Source organism: Actinomadura oligospora ATCC 43269 (assembly GCF_000518265.1).
In the GTDB taxonomy this organism is placed as follows: Bacteria; Actinomycetota; Actinomycetes; order Streptosporangiales; family Streptosporangiaceae; genus Spirillospora; species Spirillospora oligospora.
Genome location: NZ_JADG01000011.1, coordinates 64,356 through 79,841, shown reverse-complemented (window position 1 = coordinate 79,841; position 15,486 = coordinate 64,356). Strand labels below are relative to the sequence as shown.

The 15,486-nt window shown below is 71.7% G+C and carries 14 protein-coding genes; 4 read left to right on the top strand and 10 right to left on the bottom strand.

The genetic code is table 11. The annotated features are described in order from the left end of the window. The first annotated feature begins 5 nt into the window (after positions 1-5). Together P696_RS0118555 and P696_RS0118550 are read left to right on the top strand one after the other, a co-directional pair. A complete protein-coding gene (locus tag P696_RS0118555) occupies positions 6-332 on the top strand; it encodes a DUF3817 domain-containing protein (RefSeq protein ID WP_026413496.1) in 327 nt (108 codons plus the stop codon). Positions 333-477: 145 nt separating this feature from the next. Next, positions 478-1,419 carry a bifunctional helix-turn-helix transcriptional regulator/GNAT family N-acetyltransferase gene (locus tag P696_RS0118550; protein WP_026413495.1) on the top strand — a complete coding sequence of 314 codons (942 nt, stop codon included), beginning with the start codon at positions 478-480 and terminating at the stop codon, positions 1,417-1,419. 96 nt (positions 1,420-1,515) lie between these two features. On the opposite strand, the gene P696_RS0118545 is transcribed toward P696_RS0118550, so the two are convergent. The 7 genes from P696_RS0118545 to P696_RS0118515 all read right to left on the bottom strand — a co-directional run bounded on the left by P696_RS0118545 (position 1,516) and on the right by P696_RS0118515 (position 8,763). Further along, a complete protein-coding gene (locus P696_RS0118545) occupies positions 1,516-2,094 on the bottom strand; it encodes a hypothetical protein (RefSeq protein WP_026413494.1) in 579 nt (192 codons plus the stop codon). A gap of 235 nt (positions 2,095-2,329) precedes the next feature. Next, positions 2,330-2,851 carry a GNAT family N-acetyltransferase gene (locus tag P696_RS0118540; protein ID WP_026413493.1) on the bottom strand — a complete coding sequence of 174 codons (522 nt, stop codon included), beginning with the start codon at positions 2,849-2,851 and terminating at the stop codon, positions 2,330-2,332. Between the two features lie 94 nt (positions 2,852-2,945). Then, entirely contained in the window at positions 2,946-3,644 is a 699-nt protein-coding gene (locus P696_RS0118535; protein ID WP_026413492.1) for an RraA family protein, read from the bottom strand. A 191-nt stretch (positions 3,645-3,835) separates the two neighbouring features. Beyond that, positions 3,836-4,909 carry an AsmA family protein gene (locus P696_RS0118530; protein ID WP_026413491.1) on the bottom strand — a complete coding sequence of 358 codons (1,074 nt, stop codon included), beginning with the start codon at positions 4,907-4,909 and terminating at the stop codon, positions 3,836-3,838. A 100-nt stretch (positions 4,910-5,009) separates the two neighbouring features. Beyond that, the gene (locus P696_RS0118525; protein WP_084337750.1) at positions 5,010-6,398 is read right to left on the bottom strand and encodes an outer membrane protein assembly factor BamB family protein; all 1,389 of its coding nucleotides are present in this window, start codon (positions 6,396-6,398) and stop codon (positions 5,010-5,012) included. 41 nt (positions 6,399-6,439) lie between these two features. Then, on the bottom strand, positions 6,440-7,837 hold the full coding sequence (locus tag P696_RS0118520) for an outer membrane protein assembly factor BamB family protein (RefSeq protein ID WP_157429792.1): 1,398 nt from the start codon (positions 7,835-7,837) through the stop codon (positions 6,440-6,442). 41 nt (positions 7,838-7,878) lie between these two features. Next, on the bottom strand, positions 7,879-8,763 hold the full coding sequence (locus P696_RS0118515; RefSeq protein ID WP_084337748.1) for an outer membrane protein assembly factor BamB family protein: 885 nt from the start codon (positions 8,761-8,763) through the stop codon (positions 7,879-7,881). Between the two features lie 288 nt (positions 8,764-9,051). Between P696_RS0118515 and lon the strand changes: the two genes are divergently transcribed. Further along, positions 9,052-11,445, top strand: coding sequence for an endopeptidase La (gene lon, locus P696_RS0118500; protein WP_026413487.1), 2,394 nt, complete (start codon positions 9,052-9,054; stop codon positions 11,443-11,445). Between the two features lie 71 nt (positions 11,446-11,516). On the opposite strand, the gene P696_RS0118495 is transcribed toward lon, so the two are convergent. Then, on the bottom strand, positions 11,517-12,692 hold the full coding sequence (locus tag P696_RS0118495) for a hypothetical protein (RefSeq protein ID WP_026413486.1): 1,176 nt from the start codon (positions 12,690-12,692) through the stop codon (positions 11,517-11,519). A gap of 278 nt (positions 12,693-12,970) precedes the next feature. Further along, positions 12,971-13,720, bottom strand: a complete 750-nt coding sequence (locus tag P696_RS0118490; protein ID WP_026413485.1) for an alpha/beta fold hydrolase — start codon at positions 13,718-13,720, stop codon at positions 12,971-12,973. 91 nt (positions 13,721-13,811) lie between these two features. Here P696_RS0118490 and P696_RS0118485 point away from each other — a divergent pair, with 91 nt between their 5' ends. After that, on the top strand, positions 13,812-14,423 hold the full coding sequence (locus P696_RS0118485) for a phosphotransferase family protein (protein ID WP_026413484.1): 612 nt from the start codon (positions 13,812-13,814) through the stop codon (positions 14,421-14,423). Positions 14,424-14,530: 107 nt separating this feature from the next. Here P696_RS0118485 and P696_RS0118480 read toward each other — a convergent pair whose 3' ends face one another. Next, positions 14,531-15,475 (bottom strand): helix-turn-helix domain-containing protein, encoded by a 945-nt coding sequence (locus tag P696_RS0118480; RefSeq protein ID WP_084337744.1) that lies wholly within the window; start codon positions 15,473-15,475, stop codon positions 14,531-14,533. Positions 15,476-15,486: the final 11 nt, after the last annotated feature.

The window sequence follows — 15,486 nt, the reverse complement described above, 5'->3', positions numbered from 1 at the left end:
GACTCGTGGAAGCGGCCATCAAGCGGTACCGGATCATGGCGCTGCTCGTCGGCGTGATGCTGCTGATCCTGGTCTTCGTCGCCATGCCGCTGCGCTACATCGGCGACCAGCCCGGCGCGTCGGCGGTCGTCTCGCCGATCCACGGCCTGCTGTACATGGTGTACCTGGTCACGGCCTTCGACCTCTACCGGCGGGCCGGATGGCCGCTGCAGAAGATGGTCCTCATGGTCGCCGCCGGCCTGGTGCCGTTCCTGGCCTTCTACATCGAGCGCCGGGTCGTCGCCGACGCGCGCGCCGAGCTCGAGCGCGGGGCCGTCACCGCCGAGGCGTAGCGCCCGCCGCGCACACCGCGCTCACCGATCGTCCGAAGGCCGCCCTGTTCGCAGGGCGGCCTTCGACGTGTCACGACCTCTGGACGCGGGGTCCCGCCCGCCTTATTGTTTGACTCGGTCAAGCATTAAGGCGAAAGGGAGCGTCATGCCGTCACCCGCCCACGACGTCGCGACCGTCCGGGACTTCAACCGCTTCTACACGCGCGTCCTCGGGCTGCTGGGCGACGGCCACGTGCGCACGCCGTACTCGCTGACCGAGGCGCGCGTGGTGTTCGAGCTGGCGCAGCGTCCCGAGACCGAGGTGCTCGCGCTGCGCCGCGCCCTCGACCTGGACGCCGGGTACCTCAGCCGGATGCTCACCCGGTTCGAGGCCGACGGCCTGGTCGAGCGCGAGCGGTCCGCGGACGACGCGCGCCGCCAGCTCGCCCGCCTGACCGACCGCGGCCGTGAGGTGTTCACGCTGCTGGACGAGCGGTCCGCCGCGCAGATCCGGGCCCTGCTCGACGGGCTGACCGGCGAGGACCGAGCCCGCCTGGTCGACTCGATGCGCACCGTCCGCGAGCTGCTGGACGCGTCCGACCCCGTCGCTCCGGGGCCTGGCGGGGAGCTCGTGCTGCGTCCCCTTCGTCCCGGCGACCTGGGGTGGGTCGTGCAGCGCAACGGCGAGCTGTACGCGTCCGAGTGCGGGTGGGACCGCGGCTACGAGGCGCTCGTCGCCCGCGTCGTCGCCGAGTACGTCGAGCGGCACGACGCCGAGCGCGAGAACGCCTGGATCGCCGAGCTCGGCGGACGCCGCGTCGGCAGCGTCTTCTGCGTCGCGCGCGACGCGACGACCGCCCAGCTCAGGCTGCTGATCGTCGAACCCGACACGCGCGGCGCGGGCGTCGGCGGCAGGCTCGTGGACGAGTGCGTCCGGTTCGCCGCCGCGTCCGGGTACGCGCGCATGGTCCTCTGGACGACCGCCCTCCAGGAGCCCGCCCGCCGCATCTACGCCCGCGCGGGCTTCCAGCTCGTGGACAAGGAACAGCCGTCCGACCGCTTCGGCGACACCGTTCACGGCGAGACCTGGGAACTCACCTTGAGCTAGCCCACACCGGCCGCCCTGCGACGGACCGCTCCCGGGCGGCGCGGCAGCGGGACGCGCCGGGAGGCGCGGCTACGCGGGACGCGCCGGGAGGTGCGGCTACGCGGGGCGCGTCGGGACGGGCGGGGACGCGGAGTGTGTGGGGTGGGCCGGGCCGGCGGCGGTGCTCAAGGTCGCCGCCGGCCCGGCGGTGGAGGACGTCGATGCCGCGGGGGCGGGCGGCACCGGCATCCGCAGATCGCCGGACGTGGCGGCGGGCGCCGCCGGAACCGGCGTCGCCCCGGCCCGGCGGGCGCGCGGCCCTCCGGGCGGGGCGGTGTGCACGCCCGCGGACACCGTGGGGGAGGTCGGCGCCGCGGGCGAGTCGGGGCCTGCCGCCGCACCGCGCTCCCGCGACGGCAGGCCGTTGTTCCCCTGGTGGCCACCGGTGGCTCGCGCCGTGCCGGGGACCGGACCCGAACCGGTAGGGCCGAGGACCCGAGGTGTGTCGCCGGAGGTCACCGGGAGCGCGCGCACCGCGTCCCCGGGGGGACGGTGCTCCGCGTGGACCGGCGCTTCGGGAACGCCCTCGGCCGTACCGACCGGGCCGTGCAGGGAGTCCTTCGCGAGCTCGGACGGCGTCCGGCCGGGGGGACGCGGGAACGGCGGGACGGGGGTGGCCCTCCCCGTCCGCGTCATGCCCCGCATCCTGGCCTCCCCCGGTCGGCGGACGGGACGTCCGGCCTTTGGCGGGCCGTTGACCTTCACCGTCACTCACTGTCACGAACTCGATGCGAGAGGTACCCCCCGATCATGTGGCCGTAAACCAAGGTCAAGAAAGTTCCTGGCGCTGGCCTGCGCTTTTGACCGGCCGCGCCCGGAAACTGCGGGAAGGTTCAACCGTCCCTGGAGCGGACGCGGCGGGCGGGCCGTTCTAGCCCTCGGAGGCGAGGTCCTCGGCGAGGAGGTCCATGAGCAGGCTGTCGTGCCAGGTGCCGTCGTTGCCGCGTTCGGCCTTGCGCATGACCCCGACCGGCCTGAAACCGACCTTCGTGTAGGAACGGATCGCGGCCGTGTTGTCCGCCGCCGGGTCGATCGTGATCCGGTGGTGGCCGTGGTCGCGGACGATGTGCCGGACGAGCGTCCGGAGCGCGTCCGTGCCGAGGCCGCGTCCGTGCAGGTCGGCGGCCAGGTAGAGATCGATGGAGGCGTGCCGGTAGTCCGGCTCCTCCTCGGCCTGCCACTGGATCCAGCCGGCGGTCCGGCCCTCGTGGACGATCACGTAGTGGTGCCCGCCGTCCTCGGCGAGGTCCTCGGCGACGGCCTTCTCCATGTCGTCGCCGCCCCGCCACCAGCGGAACACCTCCGGTGCGCGACGGATCGCCGCCAGCGCCGGAATGTCGCCTTCGTTCGCCGGACGCAGGATGACCCGCTCGCCGCTCAGAGTCTGGTCCATGCCCGAACGCTAACGCCGTCCGCCTTGGGAGGCGACGTGGTTTCGGCCGGGCGCGCGTCGGCGACGCGGGTCGTCAGCGGGCGCCCGGCCGCTCTCACTCCTCGATCGCGCCGCCGAGCCCGCGCAGGTGGCGGCGGAAGGTGAGGGACGGGTCCTCCCGCCGGGCCTTGAGGAAGTCCGCGAACGCGAGCTGGTCGCGCAGGGGCTCGCCCGCCCGGACGCGCTCGGCCTGCCCGCGCTCGGTGTCGCGGATGCCCCGGGCCAGCGCGGCCAGCTCGTCCACCCGGCCGGACGGCACGAACAGGACTCCGTCGTCGTCCGCGAACACGGTGTCGTCGCTGGTCACCGTCCACTCGCCGACCCGCGCGGACGTCAGGGCCTCCGGCGGACGCTCCGTCACGCCCAGCGGTCCCGTGGGGATCGACCCGAGGCTGAACACCGGCAGGCCGATCGCGCGGATGTCGGCGGTGTCGCGGTGCAGGCCCCAGATCACGACCCCGGCCAGCCCCGCGGCCTTCGTCTCCAGGACGACCAGGTCGCCGACGCACGCCTCGTCCAGCCGCCCGCCGTTGTCGACGACGAGGACGTCACCCGGTTCGGCCTGCTCGAACGCCTCCAGGAAGACGTCCACGCTGCCCACGTGCCGCGCGGGGAGGACGCGCCCGGCGACGCGTCCGCCGGACGTCACGGAGCGGGTTCCGGCGGGACCGCAGCGCACCGGGACGTCCGCCCGGACACAGGCGTCGGCCACGTGCGCCGTCGTCAGCCCGGCGAAGGCTTCGGCGGCGGTCACGCGTGCGACCGCTTCGGCGCGATCGACTCGGCGACGTTCGCCCGGTCGGAGGCTAGATGGGACGTGAGCTCCATGCCGTTCCTCTCCTGTCGAGGTTTCCGGTGCGTCCGCCTCGTGCGCGCACGCGTGTGACGGACGCTACAGAGACAAGCCGAACAACCCCCGGCCGATTCCCGCTCACGCGGACGGGGTCAGGCGTCCGGAAGGCTCCACAGGTGGACGGCGGTCCGGTCGGCGGAGAGCGTCCACCAGGCTTCCTTGCCCGCCGGCCTCGGCGACCCCGAGACCGGTCGCGGATATCTGACGCGTCCGCGGACGGTCATCGTGTCCAGACCGACCAGCCAGTGCCGTGGAAGGTCGGTGGGATGCTCGGTTCCGACAATGGCGAGGCCGTCGTCCGGCATGGCCCCCTCGAAATCCCACCAGACGCGCTCGTCGCCCTCGTAGAAGAGCTCGGACGGGGCCGTGTCGTGGTTCAGGCGGCGCAGCTCCCCGCCGTCCGGAAGGCCGTTCAGGTAGAGGCCCCACTGCCCGGTGTCCGTGATCAGGAACCGTTCCCCGGACGGGCCGACATCAAGGAGCACCTCGTCGACGGAGCTCCGGACGCTCAGCTCGGCTCCGTCCCAGTGCCCCCACAGGACGGGCGAGGTCTCCTCTCCTTGGGCGACGCTCATCCCCATGCGCGACGAATCCGGATGCGGGAGCTGGAACGAGGCGGACCCGACGGTGCCGGTCGAGGCCCGTCCCAGCACCTGACCGTTCCCGGCATCGAGGACCAGCCACTCCTCCTGGACGTCGTCCTCCACCTGACGGCGGACGTGCGCCCACACGAGCCCGCCGTCCGCCGAGAACGCGGCCGAGCCGCTGTCCGCGCGGGCGTGGTCCTCGTCGTCCGCGTACTCGGAGAACGAGAGGTGCTCCTCGGCGCACACGACGGCCGACCAGCACCCGTGCCGACGCTCCCAGAGCAGGGTCCCCTGCGAATCCACGGCCCGCAGCGCATGCACCCCGGCGAACACGGCGACGTCCCCGCCAGGTGAGACCGCGACCGTCCCGTACCGCCGAGACCAGGGCGCCGGAAACCGGACGACCGTCCCCGCCTTGTCGAAGTCGAGAACGGCCAGCTCGGCGTCCCCCCGCTGCACCAGAAGCCTGCGATCGGCCCAACGCACCACCTGCGGGACGTCCGCCGCCACGAGATCGAGCGGAGCGTCCACGGTGGCCACGAGCCGGGCGAACCGGTCCTGAGAAGCATCAATCGGCATGGACGAATCCTGCCAAATCGAGCGAGGCGGTCGTCGGAGCGCATGTCAGCCATGAGTTCCGACGACCGCCTACCACCTCACCGACGGCCTGAGGTGCGGGTCACGCGGCGAAGAGCTTGACGTAACTCCACTCTCCGGAGTGGTAGGCGACGCTGACGATGCCGTCGGTCACCTCGCTCACCTTGTCGGCGACCCGTGGGACGAGTGCCTCGCGGGGGAGCGGGATCCTGCCGAGCAGACGGCCTGTGCGGGACTCGAAGACCCCTACCTGCTGCTCGTCCTGAACGTCGATCCTGTCGGTGGCGTCGGTGTGGGTGAGCACCGTGTAGAAGCGCCCGCCGGAGAAGGCGAACTCGTCCTTCGCGCCGCGGAACCCTTCGGGCAGGCGCACGGTCCACAACGGCTTGTCCGTCCGCGGATCGTCCGCGCAGAGGTAGGGGCGGGTGTCATCGCCCGGTTTCGCGTGGGGAGCCGAGCACAGGCTGACTCTGATGGAACCGGAACCCTTCTCGCGTTCGTCGTCCGAAAGGCCCTTGAGCGAAGGAACCTGCCTGATCACGCGGCCCGCTGTCGCGTCGACCAGCGTGTAGCCGTCTCTTCGGTTCCTGGACAGCGCCAGCAGCCGATCGGAGACCTTGGTCACGTCCACGAGATCCGCGACGGGGTCGGTGCCGGGCATCAAGGCCCTGAGATCGAGTCGCCATCGCCGGTGGCCGGTGGCGTCGAAGGCCGTCAGGTGCCCGGGGTCCTTCACGCTGCGGCATTCTTCCCTCGCGACGAGGGTGTCGGCGACGGGAAGCACCTGTTGGACCGTGGGCTCCAAACCGATCATGCAGCCGCTGTTCGAGAAGGAGTTGGTCCGCCAGCGCTCACGGCCGGTTTCCCGGTCCAGGAAGCTCAGCCATCCTGAGAGCCGGTGGTTCCGCCACGTGGAGGTGCTGACGCTCACCGGGCCGGTGGCGGAAATGTGCAGCCGTGGACTGCTGAGCCCCTCGCGCATGCCCTTGGTGAGCTGCCAATGCCAACGCGCCTTCCCCGGACGGATGTCCACGCGTTCGACACGGCCGGATTGCCATCGGACGAACACCGAGCCGGTTCCGTCCGGTTCCCATTCCACGACCACGTCGTCGTGGCGGCGGTACTCCCAGTAGACCTTGCCGGTGTGGAGGTTGATCGCGCGGAGGCGGGAGCCGCCGTCCTCCTGCAGCGCCAGTCCGCCGGTGACCTTCACCGTTCCCTGGAGTGTGGCCAACAGCCGGGCCGGTCCCACAGGAGGGCCGGTGGCGACCGGAGCGGGGAAGGCGCCGAACGGCCCCCGAATCCCGTCGCGGGACTCGTTCGTCGCGTACACCGTCACCGCCGCGAACACGGCCGCCAAGAGAGCGAACAGAATCAGGCTGGGATGCCTTAACAGCAGCGCACGCTTCCTTTTGCCTCCTGATATCCGAACGGGAATCCCGGCCGATGAGGAACGCTCGACTTCGGACATGGTTTCTACCTTTCGTTCTGGTGGAAGGGGACGGACGGAGATCACGCGGCGAAGAGCTTGGCGTACCGCCCGTCCGGAGAGCGGTAGGTGACGCTGACGATTCCGTCGGCCACGTCGCTCACTTCGACGGCCACTTCCTGCGGGATGGGTGTCGCGCCGCCCTGGGAGAGCGGGATCCGGCCGAGCAGGCGGCCTGTGCGCAGGTCGAAGACCGCCACCTGCTGCCGGTCGGGGACATCGACCTCGTCGGTGAGGCCGGTGTGGGTGAGCACGGCGTAGAGACGTCCGTCGAAGGTGGAGAACCTGTCCCCCGCCCTGCGAAAACCTTCCGGCAGGTGGACGGTCCACAGTCGCTTGCCCGACAGATCCTGCGCGCACAGGTACGGACGGGCGAGATCGCCCGCCTTCGCGTCGGGCGCCCAGCACGCACTGACGTTGAGGGGACCGGTCGGTCTCTCATCGTTCTTGTCCGGGATGCTCGCCTGGTCAGGGATCTCCCTGGCAGCGCGGCCCGTGATCGCGTCGACCAGGACGTCGCCCTGGCCGTAACCCCGATTGGTCAGTGCCAGCAGGCGATCATCGATCTGCGTCAGGTCCACGTTGTACGTCCGGTCGGCGGGGGAGGCGGCCAGCGTTCTGAGATCGAGCTGCCAGCGTCGGTGGCCGGTGGCGTCGTAGGCCGTCAGGCGGCCGGGATCACGCTCGCCGCGGCAGTCCTCCGTCACCACGAGGGTGTCGGCGAAGGGGAACGCGTGCTGGACGCTCTCCTTGGACCCGACCGCGCAGGCGGTGTCCGAGAACGCCTTGGTCCGCCAGCGCTCACGGCCGGTCTCACGATCCAGGAAGAACAGCCATCCCTCGTACTGGTGGTGCTTCCATCCGGCGGTGCCGACGGTCACCGGGCCGGTGCCGGAACCGCTGAGACGCACACCGTCGCCGAGGCCGCGCAGGCTCCCGGCGAACCGCCGATGCCAACGTGGCTTGCCCGAACGGACGTCCACGCGTTCGACGCGGCCGGAGTCCCACGCGATGAACACGGCACCGGCGGGGTCCAGGTCCCATTCCGTGATGGTGTCGTCCCGGCGGACCTCCCAGTAGACCTTGCCGGTGTGGAGGTTGATCGCACGGAGGCGGGAGGCGTCGTCCTCCTGCAGCGCCAGCCCACCGGTGATCTTCACCGTCCCCCGTAGAGTTGCCAGCTGCCGGGCCGGTCCCAAGGGGGGATGGGTCGCGATCGGAGCGGGGAAAGCGCCGAACGGGCCCAGCACCCCGTCCCCGGACATGGCCGTCGCGTAGAACACCGCGCCCGCCGCGAGTACGGCCGCCAAGACGGCGGCCACGGTGAGCCTGGGACGCCGTAAAGGCAGCGCGCGTTTCCTTTCGCCCGCTGATGTGCGCTCGGGGGCGTCGGCCGGGGAGGAGTGCTCGACTTCGGACATGCGGACTGACCTCCTGGATCTGGTCGGGGAGTCGGACGAGGTCACTCGGCGAGCAACCGGGTGGGTTCGTAGCCGTCCTTCGCCGGTTCGTCGACCACCACCGTCCGATCATCGAGCCGCATCACCTCGAGGTAGGTGAACCGCTCCTCCGCGCCGAGGTCGACGCCGAGCCGCCAGCGCTGTCGGCCCGCCGCGTCGTAGGCGGTCAGAGACGCGCCGCCGGTGCAGTGACGGGTCACCACCAGGTTGCCGGCCACGTGCAGAGGAGGCTTGTTCTCCTCCGAGTCGGCGACAGCGCAGCCGGAGGTCTGATCTGGGATGTGCCGCCAGCGTTCACGACCGGTTCTGCTGTCGAGTGCGACCAGCCCTCCGTTCCCGCCCTCGACGTTGGCGATGCTGACCAAGCCGGTGCCGGGGTCGTTGGTGATGATGTCGCCAGGGAGACGCTTATGCCAGCGGACCTTGCCCGAACGGACGTTCACGCTCTCCACACGGCCGGACTTCCAGAGGATGAAGACCGTGCCGGCGGCGTGGTCCAGATTCCAGTCGAGAATCCGGTCGTCGTCCCGGCGGTCCTCCCAGAAGACCCTGCCGGTGCGGATGTTGATCGCGTTGAACCGGGAGACGCCTCCCTGAAGGCCGAGTCCGTCATGGATCGTCACTCGTCCGAGGACGGCGGTCAGCGGCCGAGCGGATCCCAGCGGAGCCTGGGCGGCGATCGGCCCGGGGTAGGGGCCGAACGGCCCGCGCGTCCCGTGTTGGGGCCTGGTCTGCAGGTGATGCGCGGCGGTCGGGGTGACCAGGGCGGTCAGGAGGGCGAGGGCGATCAGGCGGGTGCGTCGGAGGGGGAGTAAGCGGCTCCTGCGCTGTTCTTCCGGTGGTCTGGGGGACGTGGCGGACGGGGAGGGGCGCGTGGGCTCGGGCATGGTGGGGCCTCGCTTTCCATCGGTTTCGCCGGAGTTGATCACGCTACCGGGGATGATCTTGGTCGCCGGGGCGGGGCGGTGATCGTGGGGAGCGGGGACGGTCGGCTGGACGTTGTGCGGGTGGGGGCGTCGGCGTCCAGGGGGCGCGGGGGCGGTCGGGCGGGTGTCCGGGATTCTGATCGCTGAGAGCGAACGTTGCTGAGGAAATTAATCCGTGCTCCGTTTTCTTGAGTGTGGATGACTCAACCCTGCGGGGTTCGGGTTCCCGAGAGACTTGGAGCTGAGAGCATGAGCGAGACCCTGACGCTGCCGGTGCTGCCCCTGGACGACGGGGCCGTTCTGCCGGGCATGGTCGTTCCCTTCGACCTGTCCGAGGGCGAGGTGCGCGCGGCGGTCGAGGCGGCCCGGGCGGCGGCCCAGGCCAAGGGACCCGGCATCCGCTCCGCGGTGAAGCCGCGCGTGCTGCTGGTCCCCAGGCTGAACGGGCAGTACGCGGCCGTCGGCACGCTCGGCGTGATCGAGCAGGAGGGACGGCTGCCCGGCGGCGAGCCCGGCGCGGTCGTGCGCGGCGTGTCCCGCGTCCGCATCGGCATCGGGACGACCGGTCCGGGCGTGGCGCTGTGGGTCGAGGGCCAGGAGATCGAGGTCCCGCCCGCCAACGGGCGCGCGCACGAGCTGGCCAAGGAGTACAAGGGCCTGGTCAGCGCCATCCTGCAGAACCGCGGCGCCTGGCAGGTCGTGGACGTCGTCCAGAAGATCGAGGACCCGTCCGAGCTCGCCGACAACGCCGGATACGCCCCCTACCTGAGCGACGAGCAGAAGGTCGAGCTGCTCGAGACCGCCGACACGGTCGAGCGGCTGACCCTGGTCATCGGCTGGGCGCGCGACCACCTCGCCGAGCTGGACGTCGCGGAGACCATCCGCAAGGACGTCCAGGAGGGCATGGAGAAGACCCAGCGCGAGTTCCTGCTCCGGCAGCAGATGGACGCCATCCGCAAGGAGCTCAACGAGCTGAACGGCGACCCGGCGGACGAGGAGGACGACTACCGCGCCCGCATCGAGGCCGCCGACCTCCCCGAGAAGGTCCGCGAGGCCGCGCTCAAGGAGGTCGACAAGCTGGAGCGGTCGTCCGACGCCTCCCCCGAGGGCGGCTGGATCCGCACCTGGCTCGACACCGTCCTCGACATCCCGTGGAACGAGCGCACCGAGGACGCCTACGACATCGCGGGCGCGCGCGAGGTCCTGGACGCCGACCACGCCGGGCTCGACGACGTCAAGGAGCGCGTCATCGAGTACCTGGCCGTCCGCAAGCGGCGGTCCGACCGCGGCCTCGGCGTCGTCGGCGGGCGGCGCAGCGGCGCGGTCCTCGCCCTGACCGGTCCTCCCGGCGTCGGCAAGACGTCGCTGGGCGAGTCCATCGCCAAGGCCATGGGACGCGATTTCGTGCGCGTCGCGCTCGGCGGCGTCCGGGACGAGGCGGAGATCCGCGGCCACCGGCGCACCTACGTCGGCGCGCTGCCCGGACGCGTCGTCCGCGCGATCCGCGAGGCGGGCTCGATGAACCCGGTCGTCCTGCTGGACGAGATCGACAAGGTCGGCGCGGACTACCGGGGCGACCCGACCGCGGCGCTGCTGGAGGTCCTCGACCCCGAGCAGAACCACACCTTCCGCGACCACTACCTGGAGGTCGAGCTCGACCTGTCGGACGTGCTGTTCCTCGCGACCGCCAACGTCGTGGAGGCCATCCCCGGGCCGCTGCTCGACCGGATGGAGCTCGTCCAGCTCGACGGGTACACCGAGGACGAGAAGGTGACGATCGCCCGCGACCACCTGCTGCCCAAGCAGCTGGAGAAGGCCGGGCTGGAGCCGTCCGAGGTCGCCTTCGACGACGAGGCGCTGCGGAAGCTGGCGTCGGAGTACACGCGTGAGGCGGGCGTCCGGTCGCTGGACCGCGCGATCGCCCGCGTCCTGCGCAAGGTCGCCGCGAACGTCGCGCTGGAGAAGAGCGCGCTGCCGCTCACGGTCGGCGAGACCGGGCTGAAGGACTGCCTGGGCCGTCCCCGGTTCACCCCGGAGGCCGAGCTCAGCAGGTCCGAGCGGCGGACGGGCGTGCCCGGCGTCGCGACCGGCCTCGCGGTCACGGGGGCGGGCGGCGACGTCCTGTACATCGAGGCGTCCCTGGCCGACAAGGAGACCGGCGACACCGGCCTCACGCTCACCGGCCAGCTCGGCGACGTGATGAAGGAGTCGGCCCGGATCGCGCTGTCCTACCTGCGCTCGCGCGGCGCGGAGCTGGAACTGCCGGTCGGCGACCTGAAGGACCGCGGCGTGCACGTCCACGTGCCCGCCGGAGCCGTCCCGAAGGACGGGCCGAGCGCCGGGATCACCATGACCACGGCCCTCGCGTCCCTGCTGTCGGGCCGTCCGGTCCGCTCGGACGTCGCGATGACCGGCGAGGTCTCCCTCACCGGCCGGGTGCTGCCGATCGGCGGGCTCAAGCAGAAGCTGCTGGCCGCCCACCGGCTCGGCATCACCACCGCGATCGTCCCGAAGCGGAACGAGCCCGACCTCGAGGACGTCCCGGCCGAGGTGCTGGAGGACATGACCGTCCACGCGGTCAGCGACGTCCGGGAGGTGCTGGAGCTGGCCCTCGAGCCCGCCAACACCCCGGTCACCGTCTGACCCCGTCCCCGCCGGTTCGTCCGGTTCCGGAAGGCCGCCTCGCCCCTGTGTGAGGCGGCCTTCCGCCGTTCTCAGAAGGGGAAGCGTCCCTTGCGGGCGTCCTCGATCCACGGGATGACGCGCAGCGCCTCGTCGCCGACGCCCATGAGCGCCACCCCGCCGGGCGCGGACGCGTGGCCGTGGGCCGCCACGTCCGAGACCCAGTGGAACACCGGGACGCCGAGGGGGAGTCCCAGGTTCTCCGCCGCGTGGGTCTCCACGATGACGATCCGGTCATGTCCGGCGAACGCGCCGGGCAGCGCGTGCGCCGGGTCGGCCATCCGCTCGGCGACCGCCGCCCTCTGCGGTGTCGGGGGCCAGCGGTGCAGGTCGTGCAGGGGTGACTCACCGGCGAGGAGCTCGAACGGACGTCCGAAACGGTCGATGACGTCGGCGTGGGCGCACCTGCGGGCGAGCGACAGCCCGAACGCGCGGGCCGTCGGGTCGCCTCCGACCAGGACCAGCGACCAGCCCGGGATCTCGGGGAAGCGCGCCAGGCTGCGGCCCGCCGCGTCCTCCAGCAGGGCGTTCCACCGGCTGGTGCCGACGGCCCGCCGCGCCGCCGCGAACGCGAGCGGCCCGAGCCCGCTCGCCGCCGCCTCGGCAGGGTCGGCGATCCGCTCGGCGATCTCCATCGCGTCCTCGAACGGCGTGCCCGCGCGGTCGATCCGCCGCAGCGACGCGATGACGTCCCGCAGCGGCGGCTCGCCCACGTTCTCGTACTGGAGACGGCGCCCGTCCAGCGCGCGCCGGAACACCTCGGCCTGGCGCGCGTCCCCCGGGACGGGGTGGACGAGCCGGATGACGTCCCCGAACCGGAACGGCCGAGGCGGCGGCAGCCCGTCCCAGGGCTCGCGCGCCCAGGCCGCCGGGGGAAGGTTCAGGTGCCGTCCGCCGGTGTCGTACCGGGCGAGTCCGGCTTCGTCGTAGAGGCGGACGACGGCGTCCGCCACGCCGCGTTTGACCGGTTTCGGAGTCGCGCGTCCGTAGAGGCCCTGCCACGCGGCGACCAGGTGCCCCGGATCGTCCGCGCGGCGCAGCACGGACGAGACGACCTCCCGTGACCGTCCGTTCTGCCGCCGCTCCAGCCGCTCCCGGACGAACGCGCACGCGCCGACGATCGCCGGGACGCGCAGCGGCGTCTCCGTCCGCAACCAGAGCAGGAACCGGGCCGTCCGGTCGGGGTCGTCCGCCGCGGCCCTGCGCACGAGCAGCAGGAACCGCTCGCGGTCGTCGCGCGGCCACAGGAAGAACCCGTCGGCGAGCGCGATGCGGCTCAGCGCGAGCGTGAACAGTTCCTCGATGACGGCCTCCCCGGGTTCGCGTTCGCGGCCGGAGGCCCGAGAAACTCGGAGACAGGCGGGTTTTCGTCGGAGTCTTCGGCCGTCCTGCCTCGTGGGCAGGGCACACCCGATCTCTCCCGGAGCGCGACCATCGCCTCACACCGGGCCTCCGTCCGCGAACGCAGGGGAAAGCTATCGGCGGCCTACGACAAAAACCGCTCGACCATCGGAACCAGCTCGGGCCGCCTCGTGACCGCCTGGTGCGTGGTGCCCGGCAGGACGGCCAGCCGCGCCCCCGGGATCAGCCCGCGCATCTCGATCGCGTGCTCCAGCGTCACGAAGTCGGCGTCCCCGACCACGACCATCGTCGGGACGCTGATGCCCCGCAGCCTCTCCTCCGGCCAGCCCGGAAAGCCCTGCACGGCCTTCGACGTCTTGGCCGTCAACGCCCCGAAGTGCCCCGGATCGGGCGCGACCCGGAAATACGTCTCGCGCATCTCGCGGTAGTCGTCCGCGGTCGGCATCAGCTCGGACGTCTCCCACAGCTCCGGATCGCTGATCTCCGGGTGGTAGCCGTCCGGCCGGAACGGCGCGGACGCCGCGACCAGCGCCGACACCCGTCCGGGATGCTCCATGGCGAGTTGCAGCGCGACGAACGCCCCCAGGCTGAACCCGAACACCGCGGCCCGCTCGATCCCGAGGTGGTCGAGCAGTCCGCGCACGTCCTCGGCCAGCCCGTCCACCGTGATCGGACGGTCGATGTCGGCGGTGTGCCCATGCCCCTGCAACTCGGGCGCGATCACCCGGAAGTTCTTGGCCAGCTCAGGCAGCATCGCCGCGAACGACCCCTCCACCGTGAGCAGCCCGCCGTGCAGCAGGACGAGCGGCTCCCCCTCCCCATGCTCCTCGTAGTACATGTTCAGCCCGTTCACCTGGGCGTATCCGGCGCTCATCGAATCCCTTCCGGCTGGACTCGGGGATGTGGACCGGCGCGACCCGGAAAACTCGTCGCGCCGTACGGACAGGGCATGATCTCGTGCGTCCATGGAAGCCCTCATCCGAGCCGTCCACCCCGATGCCGAGATCGTTGGGCTGATCCCGCGCACCGGCGGCGAGAGCGCCCCCGTCGTCGAGGTCGTCTGCGCGAACCCCTCCGTCCGCCTGATCGTGAAGACCTTTCCGGACGACCAGGGCTGGAAGCTGCTGAAGGAGTGCCGCGTCTACGGCCTCCTGCCCGACGACGTCCCGACCCCACGCGTCCTGCACGCCTCGCGCGACCCGCTGGCCATGGTGTTGACGTCCATCACGGGCCGCCCCCTCACCGAAGTCTCGGAATTCCTTCCAGCGGACGCCCTGGGCTCCCTCTACGCGCAAATGGGACGCATCCTCGCGGTACCAGAAGGACTGCACTCTGTTGGCGGCGAAGAAGTAGTCGCGAAAAGTCGTGTTCAGCGGCATGCCGAGGCGTTCTCTGATGTCGTCGAAGACCCAGTCGGGGTCGGCCAGTTCGGCGATGGTCGGCACGTCGAGAACCGCTCGATCGACCTTGATGCCGGTGCCGGTGTTCAGTTCTTCCAGGGCCTTCGCGCACCGGTCCAGATAGCCGTCCGACATGGTTCTCCCAAGGAAATCGGTGACGGAGCAGGCAGATCCTAAGGGGGCACGTCCGTCATTCGAAGTTTTCCCAGGTCGTGCCCAGGGACCGATGGTGGTCTGCGTGGAGCGTCGGGTCGTCCATCTGCTGGCCGATCCGGATTCGGGGATCAGCGTCGATCAGGCTCGGCGCGGGTGAAGTGGGAGCGGTAGGCGGTGGGGGTCAGGCCGGTTCGGCGGCGTAGGTGGACGCGGAGGTTGGCGGGGGTGCCGAGGCCGGTGGCTCGGGCTATGGCGTCCAGGCGGAGTTCGCCCTGCTCGATGAGGCGGCAGGCGAGGGTGACGCGTTCGGCGGTGAGCCAGGCCAGGGGAGTGGTGCCGAGTTCGGCCTGGAAGCGGCGGTGGAGGGTGGCGGGGCTGGTCGAGGCCCGGGCGGCGAGGTCGTGGACGGTCAGCGGACGGTCGAGGTGACGCTGCGCCCAGGCCAGGACGGGGGCCAGCGACGCGTCCGGGATGTCGGGCACCGGACGTTCGATGAACTGCCGCTGCCCGCCGTCCCGGTGGACGGCGAAGACGAGGCGGCGGGCGACGGTGTTGGCGACCTCGGCCCCGTGGTCGCGGCGGATCAGGTGCAGGCCGAGGTCCAGGGCGGCGGCGCTCCCGGCGGCGGTCAGGACGTCGCCGTCGTCGACGAACAGGACGTCCGGCTCCAGGCGCACGGACGGGAACCGGGCGCGGAACGCGTCGGCCCAGCGCCAGTGGGTCGTCGCGCGGCGGCCGTCCAGGACGCCCGCGGCGGCCAGGGAGAACGCGCCCGTGCAGAAGCTCACCAGGCGGGCTCCGCGGGCGGCGGCGGCCTTGATCGCCGCCAGGACGGGCGCGGACGGGGCCGTCTCGGGGTCGGGACGGTTCGGGACGATGACGGTGTCGGCGCGGCCGACGGCGTCCAGGCCCGGGACGTCCGACATCGTGAACAGGCCCGCGTGCATGGCCACCGGCCCGGCGGCGCTGAGCGTGAAGTCGTACCACGGGACGTCCAGCTCCGGACGGCGCAGACCGAACAGCTCGGTCGCGACGCCCAGCTCGAAGGGGTTCGAGCCGTCTTCGACGATCATCACGACGCGGT

Bases quoted from the DNA above. Each gene is read 5' to 3' on its own strand.
- P696_RS0118530 (WP_026413491.1), bottom strand. From the start codon at position 4,909: ATGCCGATTGATGCTTCTCAGGACCGGTTCGCCCGGCTCGTGGCCACC.
- P696_RS0118515 (WP_084337748.1), bottom strand. From the start codon at position 8,763: ATGCCCGAGCCCACGCGCCCCTCCCCGTCCGCCACGTCCCCCAGACCA.
- P696_RS0118545 (WP_026413494.1), bottom strand. From the start codon at position 2,094: ATGACGCGGACGGGGAGGGCCACCCCCGTCCCGCCGTTCCCGCGTCCC.
- P696_RS0118485 (WP_026413484.1), top strand. From the start codon at position 13,812: ATGGAAGCCCTCATCCGAGCCGTCCACCCCGATGCCGAGATCGTTGGG.
- lon (WP_026413487.1), top strand. From the start codon at position 9,052: ATGAGCGAGACCCTGACGCTGCCGGTGCTGCCCCTGGACGACGGGGCC.
- P696_RS0118480 (WP_084337744.1), bottom strand. From the start codon at position 15,475: ATGATCGTCGAAGACGGCTCGAACCCCTTCGAGCTGGGCGTCGCGACC.
- P696_RS0118520 (WP_157429792.1), bottom strand. From the start codon at position 7,837: ATGTCCGAAGTCGAGCACTCCTCCCCGGCCGACGCCCCCGAGCGCACA.
- P696_RS0118550 (WP_026413495.1), top strand. From the start codon at position 478: ATGCCGTCACCCGCCCACGACGTCGCGACCGTCCGGGACTTCAACCGC.
- P696_RS0118540 (WP_026413493.1), bottom strand. From the start codon at position 2,851: ATGGACCAGACTCTGAGCGGCGAGCGGGTCATCCTGCGTCCGGCGAAC.
- P696_RS0118490 (WP_026413485.1), bottom strand. From the start codon at position 13,720: ATGAGCGCCGGATACGCCCAGGTGAACGGGCTGAACATGTACTACGAG.
- P696_RS0118525 (WP_084337750.1), bottom strand. From the start codon at position 6,398: ATGTCCGAAGTCGAGCGTTCCTCATCGGCCGGGATTCCCGTTCGGATA.